This window comes from Thauera sp. WH-1 (assembly GCF_047806685.1).
Classification (GTDB): domain Bacteria; phylum Pseudomonadota; class Gammaproteobacteria; order Burkholderiales; family Rhodocyclaceae; genus Thauera.
Window position 1 is genome coordinate 31854 of the sequence record NZ_JBLQGP010000006.1, and the last position, 18819, is coordinate 50672.

Below are 18819 nucleotides of genomic sequence, written 5' to 3' on the forward strand. Positions count from 1 at the left end.
CTCCTCGAGCCCCCGGAGACCCCCACATGAACAAGACCATCAACCTCAACGCCGACCTCGGCGAATCCTTCGGCGCCTGGAAGATGGGCGAGGACGAGGCCTTGCTGCAGGTGGTGCGCTCGGCCAACATCGCCTGCGGCTTCCATGCCGGCGACCCGCTGGTGATGCGCCACACGGTGCGCACCGCGCTCGCGGCCGGCGTCAGCCTGGGGGCGCATCCCGCCTACCCGGACCTGCAGGGCTTCGGCCGCCGCCCGATGAAGATGGCGCCGGCCGAGCTCGAGGCGGTCATCCTCTACCAGGTCGGCGCGCTGGCCGGCATGGCCGCGGCCGAAGGCGGCCGCGTCACCCACGTCAAACCGCATGGCGCGCTCAACAACCAGGCCTGCGAGGACGCCGCGCTCGCCGACGCGGTGGCGCGCGCGGTGAAGGCGATCGACGCCGGCCTGATCCTGCTGGCGCCGGTGCTGTCCGAGCTCTACAAGGCGGGCGAGCGCGCCGGGCTGAAGGTGGCCGGCGAGATCTTCGCCGACCGCGCCTACACCGACACAGGCACGCTGGTGCCGCGCGGCCAGCCCGGTGCGGTGATCCACGACCACGACGAACTGGTCACCCACGTGTTGCGCATGCTCGACGCCGGTGGTGTGGTCAGCCAGGGCGGCAAGTGCCTGCCGGCGGCGATGGACAGCATCTGCGTGCATGGCGACACGCTCGGCGCGGTCGACAGCGCGCGCCGCCTGCGCGCGGCGCTCGAGGCGCGCGGCTGGCGGGTGGTGGCGCTGCCGGAGATGGCCGGCGGCTGAAGGGGGCGGCGGCTGAAGGGGGCGGCGGCTGAAGGGGGCGGCGGCTGAGGGGGGGGCGGCGAGGCGCGAGCCGAAGGGGGCGACCCGCAGCGGCTTACTCAGACCTCGCCGGCTGCGAGCTGGCGACGGATCTCGAGCAGGTGTGCGCGCCGCGCCGCGCTGGTGGGCGGATAGCGCAGATCGAGCGCGGCCAGGGTGTCGACCAGGATCTGCGACACGATCAGGCGCGCGTTCTTCTTGTCGTCGGCCGGCACCACGTACCACGGGCAGTCGGCGGTGCTGGTGGTGGCGAGGCAGTCGGCATAGGCCGCCATGTACTTGTCCCAGTGCTGGCGCTGCTCGATGTCGCCCTCGTCGAACTTCCAGTTCTTGTCCTCTTCGTCGATGCGTGCGATCAGGCGGTCGCGCTGCTCGTCCTTCGACAGGTGCAGGAAGATCTTGACGATGCGGGTGCCGTTGCGATGCAGGTGGGCCTCGGCGTCGGCGATCGAGCGCAGGCGATCGCCCCAGAAGTCCTTGGCTGCCAGGGTCTCGTCGGGCAGCTTCTGGCTGCGCAGGATCTCGGGCAGCACGCGCACGATCAGCACCTCTTCGTAGTAGGAGCGGTTGAAGATGCCGATGCGGCCGCGCTCGGGCAGCGCCACATGGGTGCGCCACAGGAAGTCGTGGTCGAGCTCGGTCGCGCTCGGGTGCTTGAAGCTGAACACCTGGCAGCCCTGCGGATTGACCCCCGACATGACGTGGCGGATGGCGCCGTCCTTGCCCGCCGCGTCCATGGCCTGGAAGATCACCAGCAGCGAGTAGCGGTCGTGGGCGTAGAGCATCTCCTGCAGTTCGGACAGGCGTGCGGTGCCGGCATCCAGGCGCTCCTTGTAATCGCTCTTCGAGTCGTAGAGGGCGTCGACATTGGTCTGCCATTCGGCAAGGTCGATCTTCTTGCCGGCCTTGACGCGGAATTCGGCGATGTCGATCGGTTTGGGCTTGCTCATGGTGTACTCCGTCGGAAGGGTTCGGGGGAAGGCAGGGCGAGCGCGGCCGCCGCTAGAGCAGGAGCACGGTGGCCAGCCCGAGGAAGGCGAAGAAGCCGACCACGTCAGTGACGGTGGTCAGGATCACGCTGCCGGCAAGCGCCGGGTCGATGCCCATGCGCTCGAGGATGAGCGGGATGGCCAGCCCGGCGAGCGCCGCGCACAGCAGGTTGAGCAGGATGGCGGCGGCGATTACGCCGCCGATGCCCCAGTCGCCGAACCACACCACCGCAAGCGCTGCGACCACCACGGCCCATAACAGGCCATTGAGGATAGAGATGCCCACCTCACGGTTGAGCAGGATGCGCACGTTGCCCTTTTGCACCTGGCCGAGCGCGAGGCCGCGAATCACCAGCGTCAGCGTCTGGCTGCCGGCGATGCCGCCCATGCTGGCGACGATCGGCATCAGCACCGCCAGCGCGACCAGGCGCTCGAGCGTGCCCTGGAACTGGCCGATCACCCAGGCGGCGAGAAAGGCGGTGAGCAGGTTGATGCCCAGCCATACCGCGCGCCGGCGTGAGCTCACCAGCACCGGCGCGAACATGTCGGCCTCGTCGTCCAGGCCGGCCATCTGCATCACCGTGCGGTCGGAGTCCTCGCGGATCAGGTCGACCACGTCATCGACCGTGATGCGGCCGATCAGCCGGCCCGCGTCATCGATCACCGGCGCCGACATCAGGTCGAGGTCCTGGAACAGGCGTGCCACCTCGCGGCTGTCCGTGCTCACCGGGATGCCGGCGATGTCGGTGTGCATGAGCTCGGCGACCCGGGTGTCGAGACTGGCAGTCACCAGCGCGGACAGGCGCAGCGCGCCCTGGTAGTGGCCCTTGCGGTCGACCACCATCAGCATGTCGGTCTGGGGCGGCAGGGTCTCGAGCAGGCGCAGGTAGCGCAGCACGATGCCGGCCTTGACGTCGGCGCGCACCTCGATGGCGTCCGCGTTCATCAGGCCGCCGGCCGACTTCTCGGGGTAGGACAGCATCGACTCGAGCTGCTCGCGACGTGAGCCGGTGGTGGCGAGCACCAGGCGGCTGCCGAGCTCGGAGGGCAGTGTCTGGATGAGGTCGACGAGGTCGTCGAGTTCGAGATGGTGGACGGTGGCAAGCAGGTCGTCGAGGTCGAGCTCCTGCGCCAGCGCGGTGCTGATCTCGTCGTGCAGGAAGCTGAGCACGCGGCCGGCGCGCTCGGTCTCGACCATGCTCCAGGCCTGGCTGCGCTGGGCGGGCGGCAGGGCTTCCAGCAGGCCGGCGACCTTGGCCGGGTGCATGCGGTGCAGCAGCTTGCCGACGCGCTTGAGCTTGCCGGCTTCGAGCGCTTCCATCAGCGCTTGCAGCTCGCTGCGGGCATCGGTCGGGTCGGCTGTCGGGTGGCTGTCCGCGTCGGCGCCGATTGCATGCTCGGCGTCCTCGCGCGACTCGCGCATCAGGGTTGGGCGCAGCTCGGCGCTCAGGTGGCCGAGCACGCGCTGCTCGAGCGGGCCGCCGACCTGCTGCCACAACGCGAGGCGCTGCGCGGGCGACAGGCGCTCGAGCAGCGCGGCGATCTTGGCCGGATGCATGCGCTGCACGAGCTTGCGCACGCGCTTGTTGCGCCCTTCCGCGAGCGCCTTGACGATCTGTTCGCTGAGCGAGCGCGGACGGCTGTCCGTGCCCGCGTCGGGGCTTTTCGCGTCGTCGGTCATGTGCGCAAGGATACCTGTGGCAGCAGTGGCCGGGCGCCGATGCGCGAAAGCGCCTCGCGTCCGCGCACCGTGAGGTCGGAGACGAAACGGAACTGCTGGCGCGGATCGACCGGGTAGGCGCGAATCATGTACTTGGTGCCCCAGGTCTCCTCCTGGATGACGACCGTGACCGGGGCGTCGAAGTACAGGTAGGGGCTCGTCATCGCCACGTCCTCCAGCACGGCGCGCGCGCGGCGGGCGTCGTGCTCGGGGTGCACATGGAAGACCGCTGCGCATTGCAGTACCGGGCTGCCGTTGTTGGCGTTGCGCACCGCCGAGGACCACAGCTTGAGGTGGGGGACGGTGATAGTGTCGTCGTCGGCGGTGACCAGCGCCACGGTGCGCATGCCCACATGCACGACTTCGCCGTAGTGGCCGTCGAGCTCGATCCAGTCGCCGGGCCGGTAGGGCTGCTCGAAAGCCGACACCACGCCGGCGATCAGGCTGCTGACGTAGTCCTTGAGGGCGAAGCCGATCGCCAGGCCGGCGGCGCCGAGCAGCGCCACCATGTTCTGCATCGAGGGCTCGACGAGGATCGGCAGCATCAGCGCCAGGGCGACGCCGATCAGCAGCAGGCGCAGCAGCGGCACCGAGGCCAGCAGGTAGTGGCGCGGGCGGCCGTGCAGGCGGTTGGCGATCCAGGGCAGGGTGCGCTGCGCGATGCGGATGAGCGCGATGGTCGCGATGACGATCAGCGCGAGCTCGATGCCGTCGCCGCGATCGAGCTTGTTGAACAGGCGGGCAAGGTTGGGGCTGTCTTCGGGCATGGTCAGAAGCTGTCCGTGAGGTAGCTGCGGCTGCGCAGGAACTCGCGCACCGCGGGGTAGGCGAGCGGCGCTACCTGCCAGCGCGCGCCCGCGCGGCTCAGCAGTTCGAGCGCCTGCAGTCGCAACAGGTGCGAGTGCAGCCGCCCCGGCGGGATGGGCAGCAGCGCGCCGAGCACGTCGCCCTCCAGACCGCGGTGAAGCAGCAGGGCGTGGAGCAGGAAGGCCACGTCCTCGCCCGATTCGGCCGGCAGCGTGGGGGTCTCGATGCCGGGCGCGACCCAGACGACTTCGTCGGCGGCGGCGAGACGCTCGCCGTCCGCCCGCTGCGGCGTGTCGTGGCGGGCCTCGCCCGCTTGCGCCTGCTGCTCGCGCTCGGGCGCTGTACGCAGGCGCTGGCGCCAGTAGTGCCAGGCCAGGCCCGGGTTGCCGCGGCAGTGGGCGGCCAGCTGGCGCAGTTCCGGGCAGGCGGTTTCAGCGGCGTGACGGTCGTTGCCGTCGCTGCCGCCGGCGTCCTCGGGCATCAGGGGTTCGCCGCTGCGCGCGCTCAGGAAGCGGACGTGCCCGCGATCGGGGCGCATCAGATAGCGGGTGAGGGCGAGGCCGTCGAAGGCTTGCAGGGTCAGTGTGGCGGTGCCGGGCAAGGGCGAGATGCGCTCGATGAAGGCCAGCGCCCAGCTGTCGCAGCCGATCATCCCGGGGCCCAGGGTGCCCGACAGGGCGCGTGCCAGGAAGTCGCGCACGAGGTCGAGCCCGTTGGCGTGGCGCAGGAAGCAGCGCTCGAGTTCGGGCAGGACCCAGGGGCGGCCGTTGCCCGGCGCCAGATCGTCGAGCCAGCGCCGATCGGCGCCCAGGATCTGGTCGGTGTCGGGCGGCGCGAGCACGACGGCGCCGCGCGCATGCGCCCAGTGCGCCAGGATCGCGGGATGGTCGCAGTACGGCTGCCCGATGAAGAGGCGCACCGGGGCGTGCGCCTCCGCATCCAGCGATTCCTGCGCGCCGAGCGCGCGTGCCGCGGGCGCCCAGTCGATCGGGGGCGCGAGGTTGGCGAGGCGGACCTGTGGCAGCGCACGCAGATCCGCCTCGGCCTGCGCAGGGTCGGCGTCATCCGTGCCCAGCAGCAGACGCCCCAGCGAGCGCCAGCGCCGTTGCAGCGTGGCCGGTTGCGAATCGGCGGGGACTTCATAGTCCCGCGCCGCAACGATCTGCCAGAGGGGCGGCGGCGGGGGCGGGCTGTCGTGCGGGGTGGGCGTGTTCATGGCGAAGGGCTGTGGCTCAGAGCGGCCACACGAGGACGAGGAGCGGGATGGAGACCGCCACCACCAGCAGCTCGAGTGGCAGCCCGAGGCGCCAGTAGTCGCCGAAGCGAAAGCCGCCGGGGCCGAGGATGAGGGTGTTGTTCTGGTGGCCGATCGGGGTCAGGAAGGCGCATGAGGCGCCGATCGCGACCGCCATCAGGAAGGCGTCGGCATTGGCACCAAGCGCCGCCGCGGTGCCGATCGCGATCGGGCACATCACGGCGGCGGTGGCGGCGTTGTTCATCACGTCGGACAGGAACATGGTGACGATCAGCACCAGCGCAAGCGCGATGATCGCATCGCCGCGGGCTATGCCGTCGAGCAGGCCGCGCGCGATCAGGTCGGCGCCGCCGGTGGATTCCATCGCCCCCGCGACCGGAATCAGCGCCGCCAGCAGCACGATCACCGGCCAGTCGATGCTCTCGTACACCGCGCGCAGCGGCACGGTACGCAGCGCCATCGAGGCGAGCACGCCGAGCGCGAAGGAGATCGCCGCCGGCAGCAGGCCGAGCGCGGCACCGCCGACGGCGAAGGCCATGATCGCGCCGGCTGCCCAGGCCTTGCGCCGGTCTGGGATGCGCAGCTCGCGCTCGGCCAGCGGCACGCAGCCCGAGTCGGCTGCGAACTCGGCGAGCGCCTCGAGCGGCCCCTGCATCAGCAGCAGGTCGCCGGCCCGGATCTTCAGCGTTCTCAGGCGCGCCTTCGAGCGCGTGCCGTCGCGCGATACCGCAAGCAGGTTCAGGCCGTAGCGGGTGCGCAGCAGCAGGTCCTTGGCGGAGCGGCCGATCAGGCTGGCCTCGGGGCGCACGACCAGCTCCATCAGCCCGATCTCGTTGTCGGCGGACGTCCGGGCGGCATCCTCCTTGTCCGCCTCGCCGTCGTCGGTCGCGTCCTTCTTCATCTGCGACGTGTCCGCAGCGGGCCCCTGGTCCGCTGCCCTCGGGCCAGGGTTCCCTGTCGGCTTGTCGTTGCTGGCGGCCGTGTCCCCCTTGGGTTCTTCCTCGCTGGCCTGCTCCTCGCTCGACGAGCCCGCCTCCTCGAGCTTGAGGCCGAGCGTGGCGAGCACTTCGGGCAGGGCCTCGATATCGGCCTCGATGACCAGGATGTCGCCGGCCAGCACCTTGCGCCCCGATTGGGGTGCGCTCATGCGGACCTCGTTGCGCACCAGGCCGATGATCTGGGCGCCGGCCTCGTCGAGGCGGGTCTCGATCTCGCGCAGGTGCATGCCCGCCGCCTTGCTCTCGGCCGGGACACGCACCTCGGTCAGATAGGCGCCGGTCTCGAAGCCTTCGGTGCCCGCCTTCTCGCGCGCCGGCACCAGGCGCCAGCCGAGCACGGCGATGAACAGGGTGCCGACGACGGCGACGCTCAGGCCGACCGGCGTGAAGTCGAACATGGCAAAGCCGCCCGTACCCTGCTGGGCGCGAAAGCCCGACACGATCAGGTTGGGCGGGGTGCCGATCATCGTCGTCATGCCGCCGAGGATGGTGCCGAAGGCCAGCGGCATCAGCACCCGGCCCGGCGGCAGCTCGAGGCGCGAGGCCAGCTGCATCGCCACCGGCATCAAGAGCGCCATCGCGCCGACGTTGTTCATGAAGCCCGACAGCAGGGCGCCGAGGCCGACCAGCGCCGCCAGGCTGAGCGCGATGCCGGCCTTCGCCGGCAACAGCCGGGCCGCAAGGGCATCGACCGCGCCCGAGCTCTGCAGGCCGCGGCTGAGGACCAGCACGCAGGCCACGGTGACTACCGCCGGGTGGCCGAAGCCGGCAAAGGCCGCGGCTGGTTCCACCAGGCCGACCAGCACGCAGGCCAGCAGCGCGGCCGCGGCGACCATGTCATGGCGCCAGCGCCCCCACAGGAACAGACCGACGGTGGCGAGCAGGATGGTCAGGATCAGGATCTGGTCGTGGGTCATCGCGGCCTCGGCGGTGGCGCAGCGGACAGCCGTGGAGGGGGCCGACGAACGGCAGCGGCGGGTGGGCGAACCCCAGTTTATGCCGAATACGCCGTTCTGTAAGCTCGCGTCCTTGCACCTCGGATCGGCCGAAGCGCCCTACCGCCGCGATACGGAGAAGCCATGCCGCGCCACCCCGACTGGATGGAGAGCCTCTACGAGCGCCTCGCCGAGGACGACGAGGGCCGGGTGTGCAAGGCGATCAGCGAGGAAGCCTGCCGCGAGTCGCCGGGCAACTTTTTCCGCACCCTGCTCGCCAACACCCTGTCCAGCCTCGCCGACCGCATCGCCAGTGCCAAGACCACGCTGCCCTGGCTGCTGCTGCAGCTTGGCGCGCCGGCCTGGATGCTGAGCCTGCTGGTGCCGATCCGCGAGTCCGGCTCGATGCTGCCGCAGATGCTGATCGGCGCCGTGGTGCGGCGCCAGCCGGTGCGCAAATGGGTGTGGGTGTGGGGCGGCGTGCTGCAGGGCCTGTGCCTGCTGGGCATGGGCTGGGCCGCGCTGGCGCTCGAGGGCGCGGCCGCGGGCGGGGTCGTGGTCGGGCTGCTGGTGCTGTTCAGCCTGGCGCGTGGCGCCTGCTCGGTGGCCTACAAGGACGTGCAGGGCAAGACCATCCCGAAGACGCGGCGCGGCCGGCTGGCGGGCTGGATCAGCGCAATCGCCGGGCTGGCCGCGCTGGGCGTGGGCCTGGCCTTGGGGGCGAGCCGGGGCAACGAGTCGGTGGGCTTGTTCGCCGCCCTGCTGTGCGCGGGCGCGCTGCTGTGGTTCGCGGCCTCGTGGGCCTTCTCGCGCATCGTGGAAGAAGCGGGCGCGACCGCGGGCGGGGCCAATGGCGTGGTCGAGGCCTTCGCCCGCCTGGCCCTGCTGCGCGACGATCGCCCGTTCCGGACCTTCGTGATCGCGCGGGCGCTGGCGATGGGCTCGGGCCTGGCCGCGCCCTTCTACGTGGCGCTGGCGCGCGAGGAGCTGGGCGCCGCGTTCGCGCTGCTGGGCGTCTTCATCGCGGTCGAAGGCTTGGCCGGCCTGCTGAGCTCACCGATCTGGGGGCGCTGGGCCGATCGCTCCAGCCGCCAGGTGTTTGCCGTCGCCTGCGCGCTGGCGGGGGTGCTGTCGATCACGGTGGCGCTGTGGTCCTGGCTGCCGGTGCCGGCGGCAGCGGCGGCCTGGTTCTACCCGCTGGCCTTCTTCGGCCTCGGTGTCGCCCATGCCGGCGTGCGCCTGGGGCGCAAGACCTACCTGGTCGACATGGCCGCAGGCAACGCGCGCACCGACTACGTGGCCGTCAGCAACTCGGTGATCGGTGCGCTGTTGCTCGCATCCGGCCTGGTCGGCGCGCTGGCGGCGACGGTCTCGGTGCAGGCGACCGTGCTGCTGCTCGGCCTCGCCGGCCTCGCCGGCGCCTGGCTGAGCCTGCGCTGGAAGGCGGTGTCCGGCTGAGGGGTGGCGCGTGGCCGAAGTGGTGGCTCAGGCCCGGGCAGCGCGCCGCCGCCCCCAGGCTTTTTCGGCCTCGATCAGCAGGAACACCGCGACGCCAATGGCGAGCGGCACCAGCCAGTGGCGCAGCGCGAGCGGCGCGGTGCCGAACCAGGTGTTCATGAAGGGCAGATAGACGAAGCCCAGTTGCAGCACGACGAGCACGCCGACCGCGATCAGTGCGGCGCGGTTGGTGAACATCAGCTTCATGCGCAGGCTGGAGTCGATCAGGAAGCGGGCATTGAAGAGATAGAAGGCCTGCGCAATCACCAGGGTGTTGACCGCCATCGTGCGCGCCACGCCCAGCTCCATGTCGAGCGCCAGCTCGACCTCGAACATGGCGATGGTGGCGCCGCCGATCAGCACCGACACGGTTGCCACCCGCCACAGCATGGCGCGGCCCATGATCGGCGCGCCCGGCTTGCGCGGCGGGCGTTGCATGACGCCCGGCTCGGCCGGCTCGAAGGCCAGCGCCAGCGCCAGCGTGATCGCCACCACCATGTTCACCCACAGGATCTGCACCGGCGTCAGCGGCAGGGTGAGGCCGAACACCACCGCGGTGAGCATCACCAGGCCCTGCGCGCCGTTGGTGGGCAGGATGAAGAGGATGGCCTTCCTGAGGTTGTCGTAGATGGTGCGGCCTTCCTCGACCGCGCGCTCGATCGACGAGAAGTTGTCGTCGGCGAGCACGATCTCGGCCGCCTCCTTGGTCGCCTCGGTGCCCTTGATGCCCATTGCCACGCCGACGTCGGCGCGCTTGAGCGCGGGCGCGTCATTGACGCCGTCGCCGGTCATCGCCACCACCTCGCCGCGCGCCTGCAAGGCCTTGACCAGGCGCAGCTTATGTTCGGGGCTGGTGCGGGCGAAGATGTCGCAGTCGTGGGCAATCTGCTGCAGCTCGTCGTCGCTGGCGGCCTCGATCTCGGCGCCCGAGATCACCTTGAGCGTCCCTGTCGTGCCCAGGCCCATCTCGATGCCGATCGCGCGCGCCGTGCCGGCGTGGTCGCCGGTGATCATCTTCACCCGGATGCCGGCCTCGTGGCAGGACTTGATGGCGGCGATCGCCTCCGGCCGGGGCGGGTCGATGATGCCGATGAGGCCGAGGAAGACCATGTCCTCGTCGAGGTCCTCGAGCGCGAGCTCGCGCTTGCTGTCGGGGACGTCGCGCGCGGCCGCTGCCAGCACGCGCAGGCCCTCGGCGCTGAGGTCATCGATCTGTTCATCCCAGAAGGCGCGGTCGAGCGGCTCGAGCTCGCCGCTGGCGCCGAGCTCCTGCTGGCAGCGGTCGAGCAGGCGGTCGGGCGCGCCCTTGAGCAGGATGCGGCGAGTTCCGCCCGGCGCGGTGTTGAGCGTCGCCATGAACTTGTTGGCCGACTCGAAGGGGATGCTGGCGTGGCGCTCGTGGGCGTCGGCCTCGAAGCCGGCCTTGTGCGCGAGCGTGCGCAAGGCGCCCTCGGTGGGTTCGCCGGTGACCTTCCACTGGCCGTCTTCCTCGGCCACATGGGTGTCGTTGGCGACCGCCACCACCTCGATCACCGCGTGCAGGTGGCCGTGCTCGTGCAGGCTGGCGGTCCGGCCCTCGAGGGTGATTTCGCCCTCGGGGCGGTAGCCAGTGCCGCTGACGTCGAAGAAGCCGCCGCGGGTGACGACGTGGCGGGCGGTCATCTCGTTCCTGGTCAGGGTGCCGGTCTTGTCCGAGCAGATCACGGTGACCGAGCCCAGGGTCTCGACCGCGGTGAGCTTGCGCGTGATGGCGTTGCGCTGCGCCATGCGCTGCACGCCGAGCGCCAGCGTGATGGTGAGGATGGCGGGCAGGCCCTCGGGGATGGCGGCGACGGCAAAGCCGATCGCGGCGAGGAAGACCTCGCCGAGCGGGAAGTCGTGCAGGCTGACGCCGATCACCAGCATCAGCAGCGCCAGCGCGACGATGACCACCGACAGGATCTTGCTGAACTGCGCCATCTGCCGGGTGAGGGGGGTCTGCAGGGTCTGCACCTCGGCGATCATGCGGTTGATGCGGCCGAGCTCGGTGTGCGGGCCGGTGGCGGTGACCACGCCGATGCCGCGGCCGGCCGCGACCATGGTGCCCGAGTAGGCCATGCCGAAGCGGTCGCCGACACCCGCGTCGGCGGCGGCGGGCTCGGCGTTCTTGTCGGCCGGCACCGACTCGCCGGTCAGCGCCGATTCCTCGATGCGCAGGTTGGTGGTCTCGATCAGGCGCAGGTCGGCGGGCACGCGGTCGCCCGAGCGCAGGCGCACGATGTCGCCCGGCACCAGGCCGTCGGCCTCGACCTCGGACCACTGGCCGTCGCGCCGGGCGTGGGCGTGCACCGAGAGCATCTTGCGGATGCCTTCGAGCGCTTCCTCGGCCTTGCCTTCCTGGATGAAGCCGATGATGGCGTTGATGACGACCACGCCCAGGATGACGCCGGTGTCGATCCAGTGGCCGAGCAGCGCAGTGATGCCGGCGGCGGCGATCAGGATGTAGATCAGGATGTCGTGGAAGTGCTTGAAGAAGCGCTTCAGCAGGCCGTCCTTGGGCGGTTGCGGCAGGCGGTTGGGGCCGAGCTCGGCGAGACGGCGCTCGGCCTCGGCCGAGGACAGGCCGTCGCGCGCGGCGGACAGGCCTTCGAGGACCTCGTCGGCGGCGAGGGCATGGGGCTGCTCGATCTGCAGCGAGCCGGGTGGGGCGGATTTCATGAGCAGGCTCGAGGATTGTGTGACGCCCCGCACCGCGCCGCCTGGCGTGGCCGCCCTGCGGCGGCGCGGGGCTGAATCAGAAGGACCCGAAGACCGACCCCAGTATAACGAGCAGGGTGAGGGCGAGAATCGGGAACAGCACCGCGACCATCAAGATGTCCTTGTAGGCCTCGCGGTGGGTGAGGCCGCAGATGGCCAGCAGGGTCACCACCGCGCCGTTGTGCGGCAGACTGTCGAGGCCGCCGGTGGCGACCGTGGTGACGCGGTGCAGCAGCTCGGGCGCGATGCCGCTGGCCTGGGCGAGCACCAGGTAGTCCGCGCCCAGGGTCTGCAGCGCGATGCTCATGCCGCCCGAGGCCGAGCCGGTGACGCCGGCCAGCACGTTCACCGACAGCGCCAGCGACACCAGCGGGTTGCCGGCGCCGAGCTGGTCGACGAAGGCCTTGATCAGCTCGAAGGCGGGCAGCGCGGCGATGACGGCGCCGAAGCCGACCAGGCTGGCGGTGTTGAAGATCGGCAGCACCGAGGCGTTGGCGCCATCGTCCAGGCTGCGGCGCAGATTGGCCAGGCGCTGCCAGCACATCGCGACCAGCAGCAGGCAGGCCAGGGTGAGCGAGCCGATGATCGCCCAGATGCCGCGCACGGCGTCGATCGAGGTGGCGCCGTAGATCGCCTCGGCGAGGTAGGCGGTGTCGAGCGCCGGGATCAGCAGGCTGCTGAAGACGTAGTTGAGCACGATCACCAGCACCACCGGCGCGATTGCCACCGTGAAGGGCGGCAGCGCGCGCGCGGCTTGGTCGGGCGGGATCATCAGCACGTCGAAGCCCTCGCCGGCGCTGCGCTCGCGCTGGTCCTTGTCGAAACGGGCCGGCGGGCTGCCGGCGTCGTCATGCGGGCCATAGCCTTCGCCGGCGGCTGTCGCGCGCGCCGCCTGGCGCGCGAGCCACCACTGGCCGAGGCCGAACATCACCAGCGCGGCGATGACGCCCAGCACCGGGGCGGCGAAGGGCGTGGTGCCGAAGTAGGGCATCGGGATCGCGTTCTGGATCGCCGGGGTGCCGGGCAGCGCGGTCATGGTGAAGGTGAAGGCGCCGAGCGCGATCGTCGCCGGCAGCAGGCGCTTGGGGATGCCGGCCTGGCGGAACAGGGCGGCGCCGATCGGATACACCGCGAAGGCCACCACGAACAGGGACACGCCACCATAGGTGAGCACCGCGCAGGCCAGCACCACGGCGAGGATGGCGCGCTCGGCCCCGAGCCTTGCGACGATGCCCTGCGCGATCGCCTCGGCGGCGCCGCTGTCGTCCATCAGCTTGCCGAACAGCGCGCCGAGCAGGAAGAGCGGGAAGTACTGCACGATGAAGCTGCCGGCCGAGCTCATGAAGAGCTGGGTGTAGGTCGCCATCAGCGGCGTGCCGGCGGCAAACGCCGCCGCCAGCAGCGCCATTACCGGCCCGAGCAGCAGCACGCTGACGCCGCGCCAGGCGAGCCAGATCAGCAGGGCGAGGGCGAGGAGGACACCGAGCAGTCCAGTCATGCGCGCGCCCCCCCTGCGTCGTCCTCCTTGATCGTGCGGGCGGAGCGGATGCTGTCCTCGACCAGCCAGTCGAGATCGAAGCTGGAGCGCTCGCCCAGGTCGCCCCAGTGCTTGCGTAGCCAGCGCTCGGCGCGCTGGCGGCCGCGGTCGCGCAGGTGGCACAGGTAGGCCCACTCGGCGTTGAGCTTGCTCGAGGCCTTGAGCTCGAGCAGGTCCTCGTCGGCGTGGATGCGGTGCAGGCGCATGTCGCGGTAGCGCTCGTGCTCGAGGCCCTCGGCCTCGATCAGGTCGCGCAGCAGCATGATCGCGCGCAGCTCCTTGAGCAGGCTGGCGTTGAAGGTGATCTCGTTGAGGCGGTTGATGATGTCGCTGGCGCTGCGCGGCACCTCGGGGCGCTCGAAGGGGTTGATCTGCACCAGTACCAGATCGCGCGCGTCGCACTCGTCCACCAGCGGGAAGAGCGCCGGGTTGCCCATGAAGCCGCCGTCCCAGTAAGCCTCGCCGTCGATCTCGACGGCCTGGAACATGAAGGGCAGGGCGGCCGAGGCCATCACCGCATCGACGCTCAGCTCGGGCTGGCGGAAGACCTTGGGGCGGCCGCTGCGCACGTTGGTGGCGGTGACGAAGACCTTGATCGCGGTGCAACGATTGACGCGGTCGAAGTCCACGATCCGGGCGACCAGGTCGCGCAGCGGGTTGAGATTGAGCGGGTTCAGCTCGTAGGGCGAGAACACCCGGCTGAGATGGTCGAAGAAGCGGTAGCTGGGCGAGTGCTCCAGGCCCCAGTCGCCGTTCACGCGCGACCACAGGTCGCGCTGGATCGGGCTGCCGAGGGCGGCCTGGCTGACCGTCTTCCAGAAGCGCTCGAGTGCGGCGCGGGCGCCGTCGGGGCCGCCGGCTTCCAGGCCGTCGGCGAGCACGACCGCGTTCATCGCGCCGGCGCTGGTGCCGCTGACGCCCTCGATGTGCAGTTGCGGCTCCTCGAGCAGGCGCTCGAGCACGCCCCAGGTCAGCGCGCCATGGGCGCCGCCGCCCTGCAGCGCGAGCTCGATCGTCTTGCGGGTGGTGCTGTTGTTGGCCATGTGTTTATTCTCCCTGCGTATGCGTTGCGCCATTGTTGCGGTGCCGCAAGAGAGAGCCGGTCCAGGGAGCGAAGTTCCGCGCGCGGACTTCCCCGAAAGGCGAAGGGCCCCGTGTCGCGGGGCCCTTCCGGGGCGGAGGATGAGGCGCGGCGGGTCGCGCGGCGGCCTGTGCGGCGCGGCGGCCTACTCGGTGTCGAAGCCGAGCAGGCGGGCGTCGACGATGCGCTTGGCCACGCCCTCGGGCACGTCCGCCTCCCACTCGCCGCGACCGCGGCGCAGGCCGCCGAGCACCTCGGCGACGTCGATGTGCAGGTGGCTGTCGTCGTGCGGCTGCACCGCCACCAGCTTGTCGTTCTCCTTCAGGTAGGCGAGCAGGTGGCGCAGGTTGGCCGGCACCTGCACGTTGTCGAGCGTGACCGTGGCGGCGGCGTCGGTGCCGCGCGGGCGCGAGGGGTACACATAGACGTGGGTGTTGTCCGGAAAGAGCTTGCCGAAGGCTTCGAGGATGCCGCCCTCCAGGCCCTCGTAGTACTTCTCGTCGAACAGGAACTGGAAGTCGCGCACCGACAGCACGATGCCGATCGGCTTCTGCGTGTAGCGGCGCAGGTAGGCGCGCAGGCGGAAGAAGCGCACGTAGTCCGAGATCATCACCGTGTAGCCCTGCGAGGCGAGGAGGTCGATGCGGGCGAGGAAGTCGGCGCCGTCCACGTTGTCGCCGCTGATCAGCGAGTTCATCGTGATCTCGGCGAGCGACACGATCTCCTTCTCATCCACCGCGGTGAGCCGGTTGAACTGCTTGAGGCCGGCGGCCATCATGTCGACATTGACCAGGGTCACCGGCTTGAAGCTGCCGCGCATCACCATCACCGGCTTGCGGTAGAACAGCTCGCCCGGCACCACCACCTCGCCCTGCGGGTTGAACACCACCGCGCGGGTAAGCCAGCTGCGGATCAGGTGCAGGTTCATCAGCCGGTTCTCGACCTCCTCGAAGTAGGGGCCGGAGAAGTGGATCAGGTCGACCTCGATGCGCTCGGAACCGAGCCCGTCGGCCAGGCCCTCGACCACCCACTCGGGGTTCTGGTGGTGGAAGAAGGCGCCGTGGATGAGGTTGACGCCGAGGATGCCGAGCGCCTCGGACTGCAGCGCGTTGTCGTTGTCGAGCATGCGCACATGCATGATCACGTCGCTCGGCTCGGCGCCCGGGTGCAGCTGCAGGCGGATGCCGACCCAGCCGTGGCATTCGTTCTTCTGCTTGAAGCTGCGCGCGGTGACGGTGGCGGCATAGGCGAAGAAGGTGGTGTTCTTCGCCCGCAGGTGGGCCAGCCGCGCGACGACCTGGGTGAACTCCTTGTCGAGCATCTGCAGCAGGCGCGCGCGGCTGACGTAGCGGTCGACATGGCCGTAGATGTCGTCGCTGACCGCCATGTCGTAGGCCGACATGGTCTTGGCGATGGTGCCCGCGGCCGCGCCCACCTGGAAGAAGCGGCGCGCGACCTCCTGGCCGGCGCCGATCTCGACGATCGAGCCGTACTTGTACTTGTCGAGGTTGACGGCGAGGGCTTTCTGATCGGTGGTCAGCGTGGTATTGCGGGTGCGCATGAGGTTCTCCGGCGGATGCGGGCGGGGGATTACTTGAGCCTGAAGCCGAGCGTGTGCAGGGCCTCGGCCAGGCGGTCGCGACCGGACAGGCTCTCGGGACCGGCGATGCGCTTGGCCGAGTGCACCGCCCAGGTGCCGTGCACGTTCATCTTCTGTTCGTCGTAGAAGCGCGCCATCGCCTGGTTGTAGGCCTCGATGCCGGCGTCCTGCACGTTCTGGCGGTAGCGCTCATGGTGCAGCACCACGGACTGCGGCGGCCGCGGCTTGACCACCGCCGGCTTTGTCGGGTCGGGCGTGCCGACGCACATGCCGAACACCGCGAACACCTCGGGCGGCAGCGCGAGCAGGCGGGCGACGTCTTCGGGGCGGTTGCGCATGCCGCCGATATATACCGTGCCGAGGCCGAGCGATTCCGCCGCCGCAGCCGCATTCTGCGCGGCGAGTGCGGCGTCGATCACGGCGGTGAGGAACATTTCGGTGTAGTCGAGGCCCGCCGAGGGGCGCTCGAGCTGGCCGGCGACGCGGCGCAGGCGCGCGAGGTCGGCGAGCCAGACCAGTTGCAGCGGCGCCTCGCGCACATGGGCCTGGCCGCCTGCACATTCGGCCAGACGCGCGCGCGTGTCCGCATCGCGTACCGCGACCACGCTCCAGACATTGAGGTTGGACGAGCTCGCGGCCGACTGGGCGGCGGCGATGATGGCGACGAGCTGGGCCTCGCTGACGGGGTCGGGCAGATAGGCGCGAACCGAGCGATGGCTGAGCAGTTGTTCGATGAAGGGGTTGAGCGCGTCGGTGACCGGCAGGGCGGCGCTGCCATAGCGCGCCTGCAGGCCTTGCGGGGAATCGGACATGGAGGCTCCGGAGCTCTGGGGGACTGGCGGAGTATACCGACTGTCGCGCCGGCGCCGTGCGCTGTCGGGTCGCGGCGGGTACGCTGGCCGCGTCACCTTTGCCGCCGGATTTGATCTGGGTTCTTGTTTTACGTTAACGTCAACGTAAAATGTCGCCCCGGAAAGAGCTGCAGGCAGGTGACGGTCGATCGCGGAACCGCGCGCGGCCAAGGGGTCACAAACCCAAGCACCGAAACCCGGGGCGCACCCGCGCGACCCTACGAACAAGCGAATTTCAACAACGTCCTGGAGAGGAGAGCACATGAGCGCTGTTACCGAATTCTTGGCTGCACGCGACTTCCTGCTGCAGCATCGCAGCGACTACGCCACCGCCTACGCCGGCTTCCAGTGGCCCAAGCTCAAGGAGTTCAACTGGGCGCTGGACTACTTCGACACCCTGGCCCGCGGCAACGACAACCCGGCGCTGTGGATCATCGAGGAGGACGGTCGCGAGTCGAAGCTGAGCTTTGCCGAGATGTCGGCACGCTCGAACCGCGTCGCCAACTGGCTGCGCAAGCAGGGCGTCAAGCGCGGCGAGCGCATCCTGATCATGCTCGGCAACGAAGTGCCGCTGTGGGAGACCATGCTGGCCGCGATCAAGCTCGGCGCGGTGGTGATCCCGGCGACCACGCTGCTGACCCCCGACGACCTCGTCGACCGCGTCGAGCGCGGCCAGGTCAGGCACGTGGTGATCGGCAAGGCGCATACCGACAAGTTCGAGAACCTGCCCGGCAGCTTCGGTCGCATTGCGGTCGGCGGCGCGCCCGCCGGCTGGAAGGCCTTCGAGGAGGCCGCGGCCGAATCCGACGTGTTCACTCCGGACGGCGTCACCCGCGTCGACGATCCGTTGCTGCTGTACTTCACCTCGGGCACCACCTCCAAGCCCAAGCTGGTGCTGCACACCCACCAGTCTTACCCGGTCGGCCACCTGTCGACGATGTACTGGATCGGTCTCAAGCCCAACGACCGCCACATGAACATCTCCTCGCCGGGCTGGGCCAAGCACGCCTGGAGCTGCTTCTTCGCGCCCTGGAACGCGGGCGCCTGCGTGTTCCTGTACAACTACAACCGCTTCAATGCGGCGGCCCTGCTCGACGTCCTGGTGAAGTACGAGGTCACCACGATGTGCGCGCCCCCGACCGTGTGGCGCATGCTGATTCAACAGGATTTGGCGTCGGTCAAGACCAAGCTGCGCGAGCTGATCGGCGCGGGCGAGCCGCTCAACCCGGAAGTGATCGACCAGGTGAAGAAGGCCTGGGGCATCACCATCCGCGACGGCTTCGGCCAGACCGAGACCACCGCGCAGATCGGCAACACGCCCGACCAGCCGCTCAAGCCCGGCTCCATGGGGCGCCCGCTGCCCGGCTACCGGATTGCGCTGCTCGACGCCGACAGCAAGCCCTCGGTCGAGGGCGAGGTTTCGCTGGTGATGGGCGAGCATCGTCCGGTTGGCCTGATGGTCGGCTACGCCGGCGACGCGGCCAAGACCGCCGAAGTGATGCGTGACGGCCACTACCGCACCGGCGACGTCGCCAGCATCGACGAGGACGGCTACATCACCTACGTCGGTCGCGCCGACGACGTGTTCAAGGCCTCCGACTACCGCATCAGCCCCTTCGAGCTCGAGAGCGTGCTGATCGAGCACCCTGCCGTGGCCGAAGCCGCGGTGGTGCCGAGCCCAGACCCGGTGCGCCTGGCGGTGCCCAAGGCCTTCGTGATCCTGGTCGCCGGGCAGGAGCCGAGCAAGGAACTCGCCAAGGACATCTTCGCCTTCACCCGCGAACGCCTGGCACCGTACAAGCGCATCCGCCGCCTGTCCTTTGCCGATCTGCCCAAGACCATTTCGGGCAAGATCCGTCGCGTCGAGCTGCGCAAGGCCGAAGAGGCGCGTGGCGAGGCGACGCGCGGCGAGCTGGAGTTCTTCGAAGAGGACTTCCCCGAGCTCAAGGGCTGATCCGCCCGCGGCGCAGC

Annotated in this window: 13 protein-coding genes; 3 read left to right on the forward strand and 10 right to left on the reverse strand. The window is 70.1% G+C overall.

All coding sequences use genetic code 11. From position 1 onward, the window contains the following. Positions 1–26 precede the first annotated feature (26 nt). The gene (locus ACMV5O_RS07910) at positions 27–803 is read left to right on the forward strand and encodes a LamB/YcsF family protein (protein WP_416162956.1); all 777 of its coding nucleotides are present in this window, start codon (positions 27–29) and stop codon (positions 801–803) included. 98 nt (positions 804–901) lie between these two features. On the opposite strand, the gene ACMV5O_RS07915 is transcribed toward ACMV5O_RS07910, so the two are convergent. Genes ACMV5O_RS07915 through ACMV5O_RS07935 form a run of 5 tightly spaced genes read right to left on the reverse strand, consistent with a single transcriptional unit; the run spans position 902 to position 7528 of the window. After that, a complete protein-coding gene (locus tag ACMV5O_RS07915; RefSeq protein WP_416162957.1) occupies positions 902–1792 on the reverse strand; it encodes an ADP-polyphosphate phosphotransferase in 891 nt (296 codons plus the stop codon). Positions 1793–1844: 52 nt separating this feature from the next. Then, positions 1845–3512 (reverse strand): magnesium transporter, encoded by a 1668-nt coding sequence (gene mgtE / locus ACMV5O_RS07920; protein ID WP_416162958.1) that lies wholly within the window; start codon positions 3510–3512, stop codon positions 1845–1847. Next, positions 3509–4318 carry a mechanosensitive ion channel family protein gene (locus ACMV5O_RS07925; protein WP_416162959.1) on the reverse strand — a complete coding sequence of 270 codons (810 nt, stop codon included), beginning with the start codon at positions 4316–4318 and terminating at the stop codon, positions 3509–3511. The genes mgtE and ACMV5O_RS07925 overlap by 4 nt, the downstream gene beginning before the upstream one ends. A gap of 2 nt (positions 4319–4320) precedes the next feature. Beyond that, complete coding sequence (locus ACMV5O_RS07930; RefSeq protein ID WP_416162960.1) at positions 4321–5574, reverse strand: hypothetical protein; 1254 nt, start codon at positions 5572–5574, stop codon at positions 4321–4323. A gap of 16 nt (positions 5575–5590) precedes the next feature. Next, complete coding sequence (locus ACMV5O_RS07935) at positions 5591–7528, reverse strand: SLC13 family permease (protein WP_416162961.1); 1938 nt, start codon at positions 7526–7528, stop codon at positions 5591–5593. A 162-nt stretch (positions 7529–7690) separates the two neighbouring features. Between ACMV5O_RS07935 and ACMV5O_RS07940 the strand changes: the two genes are divergently transcribed. Next, positions 7691–9004, forward strand: coding sequence for a hypothetical protein (locus ACMV5O_RS07940; RefSeq protein ID WP_416162962.1), 1314 nt, complete (start codon positions 7691–7693; stop codon positions 9002–9004). Positions 9005–9031: 27 nt separating this feature from the next. On the opposite strand, the gene ACMV5O_RS07945 is transcribed toward ACMV5O_RS07940, so the two are convergent. The 5 genes from ACMV5O_RS07945 to ACMV5O_RS07965 all read right to left on the reverse strand — a co-directional run bounded on the left by ACMV5O_RS07945 (position 9032) and on the right by ACMV5O_RS07965 (position 16809). Beyond that, the gene (locus ACMV5O_RS07945) at positions 9032–11740 is read right to left on the reverse strand and encodes a cation-transporting P-type ATPase (RefSeq protein ID WP_416162963.1); all 2709 of its coding nucleotides are present in this window, start codon (positions 11738–11740) and stop codon (positions 9032–9034) included. A 76-nt stretch (positions 11741–11816) separates the two neighbouring features. Next, entirely contained in the window at positions 11817–13277 is a 1461-nt protein-coding gene (locus ACMV5O_RS07950) for a GntP family permease (RefSeq protein ID WP_416162964.1), read from the reverse strand. Then, the gene (locus ACMV5O_RS07955) at positions 13274–14359 is read right to left on the reverse strand and encodes a patatin-like phospholipase family protein (protein ID WP_416162965.1); all 1086 of its coding nucleotides are present in this window, start codon (positions 14357–14359) and stop codon (positions 13274–13276) included. The genes ACMV5O_RS07950 and ACMV5O_RS07955 overlap by 4 nt, the downstream gene beginning before the upstream one ends. Before the next feature lie 183 nt (positions 14360–14542). Then, the gene (locus tag ACMV5O_RS07960; RefSeq protein WP_416162966.1) at positions 14543–15958 is read right to left on the reverse strand and encodes a TonB-dependent receptor; all 1416 of its coding nucleotides are present in this window, start codon (positions 15956–15958) and stop codon (positions 14543–14545) included. A gap of 29 nt (positions 15959–15987) precedes the next feature. Then, entirely contained in the window at positions 15988–16809 is an 822-nt protein-coding gene (locus ACMV5O_RS07965; protein WP_416162967.1) for a nitroreductase family protein, read from the reverse strand. Positions 16810–17110: 301 nt separating this feature from the next. On the opposite strand from ACMV5O_RS07965, the gene ACMV5O_RS07970 reads away from it, so the two are divergent. Continuing rightward, entirely contained in the window at positions 17111–18802 is a 1692-nt protein-coding gene (locus ACMV5O_RS07970) for an AMP-binding protein (RefSeq protein WP_416162968.1), read from the forward strand. The last annotated feature ends 17 nt before the right edge of the window (positions 18803–18819 follow it).

Bases quoted from the DNA above. Each gene is read 5' to 3' on its own strand.
- ACMV5O_RS07910 (WP_416162956.1), top strand. From the start codon at position 27: ATGAACAAGACCATCAACCTCAACGCCGACCTCGGCGAATCCTTCGGC.
- ACMV5O_RS07950 (WP_416162964.1), bottom strand. From the start codon at position 13,277: ATGACTGGACTGCTCGGTGTCCTCCTCGCCCTCGCCCTGCTGATCTGG.
- ACMV5O_RS07955 (WP_416162965.1), bottom strand. From the start codon at position 14,359: ATGGCCAACAACAGCACCACCCGCAAGACGATCGAGCTCGCGCTGCAG.
- ACMV5O_RS07970 (WP_416162968.1), top strand. From the start codon at position 17,111: ATGAGCGCTGTTACCGAATTCTTGGCTGCACGCGACTTCCTGCTGCAG.
- ACMV5O_RS07945 (WP_416162963.1), bottom strand. From the start codon at position 11,740: ATGAAATCCGCCCCACCCGGCTCGCTGCAGATCGAGCAGCCCCATGCC.
- ACMV5O_RS07960 (WP_416162966.1), bottom strand. From the start codon at position 15,958: ATGCGCACCCGCAATACCACGCTGACCACCGATCAGAAAGCCCTCGCC.
- mgtE (WP_416162958.1), bottom strand. From the start codon at position 3,512: ATGACCGACGACGCGAAAAGCCCCGACGCGGGCACGGACAGCCGTCCG.
- ACMV5O_RS07935 (WP_416162961.1), bottom strand. From the start codon at position 7,528: ATGACCCACGACCAGATCCTGATCCTGACCATCCTGCTCGCCACCGTC.
- ACMV5O_RS07915 (WP_416162957.1), bottom strand. From the start codon at position 1,792: ATGAGCAAGCCCAAACCGATCGACATCGCCGAATTCCGCGTCAAGGCC.
- ACMV5O_RS07965 (WP_416162967.1), bottom strand. From the start codon at position 16,809: ATGTCCGATTCCCCGCAAGGCCTGCAGGCGCGCTATGGCAGCGCCGCC.
- ACMV5O_RS07930 (WP_416162960.1), bottom strand. From the start codon at position 5,574: ATGAACACGCCCACCCCGCACGACAGCCCGCCCCCGCCGCCGCCCCTC.
- ACMV5O_RS07940 (WP_416162962.1), top strand. From the start codon at position 7,691: ATGCCGCGCCACCCCGACTGGATGGAGAGCCTCTACGAGCGCCTCGCC.
- ACMV5O_RS07925 (WP_416162959.1), bottom strand. From the start codon at position 4,318: ATGCCCGAAGACAGCCCCAACCTTGCCCGCCTGTTCAACAAGCTCGAT.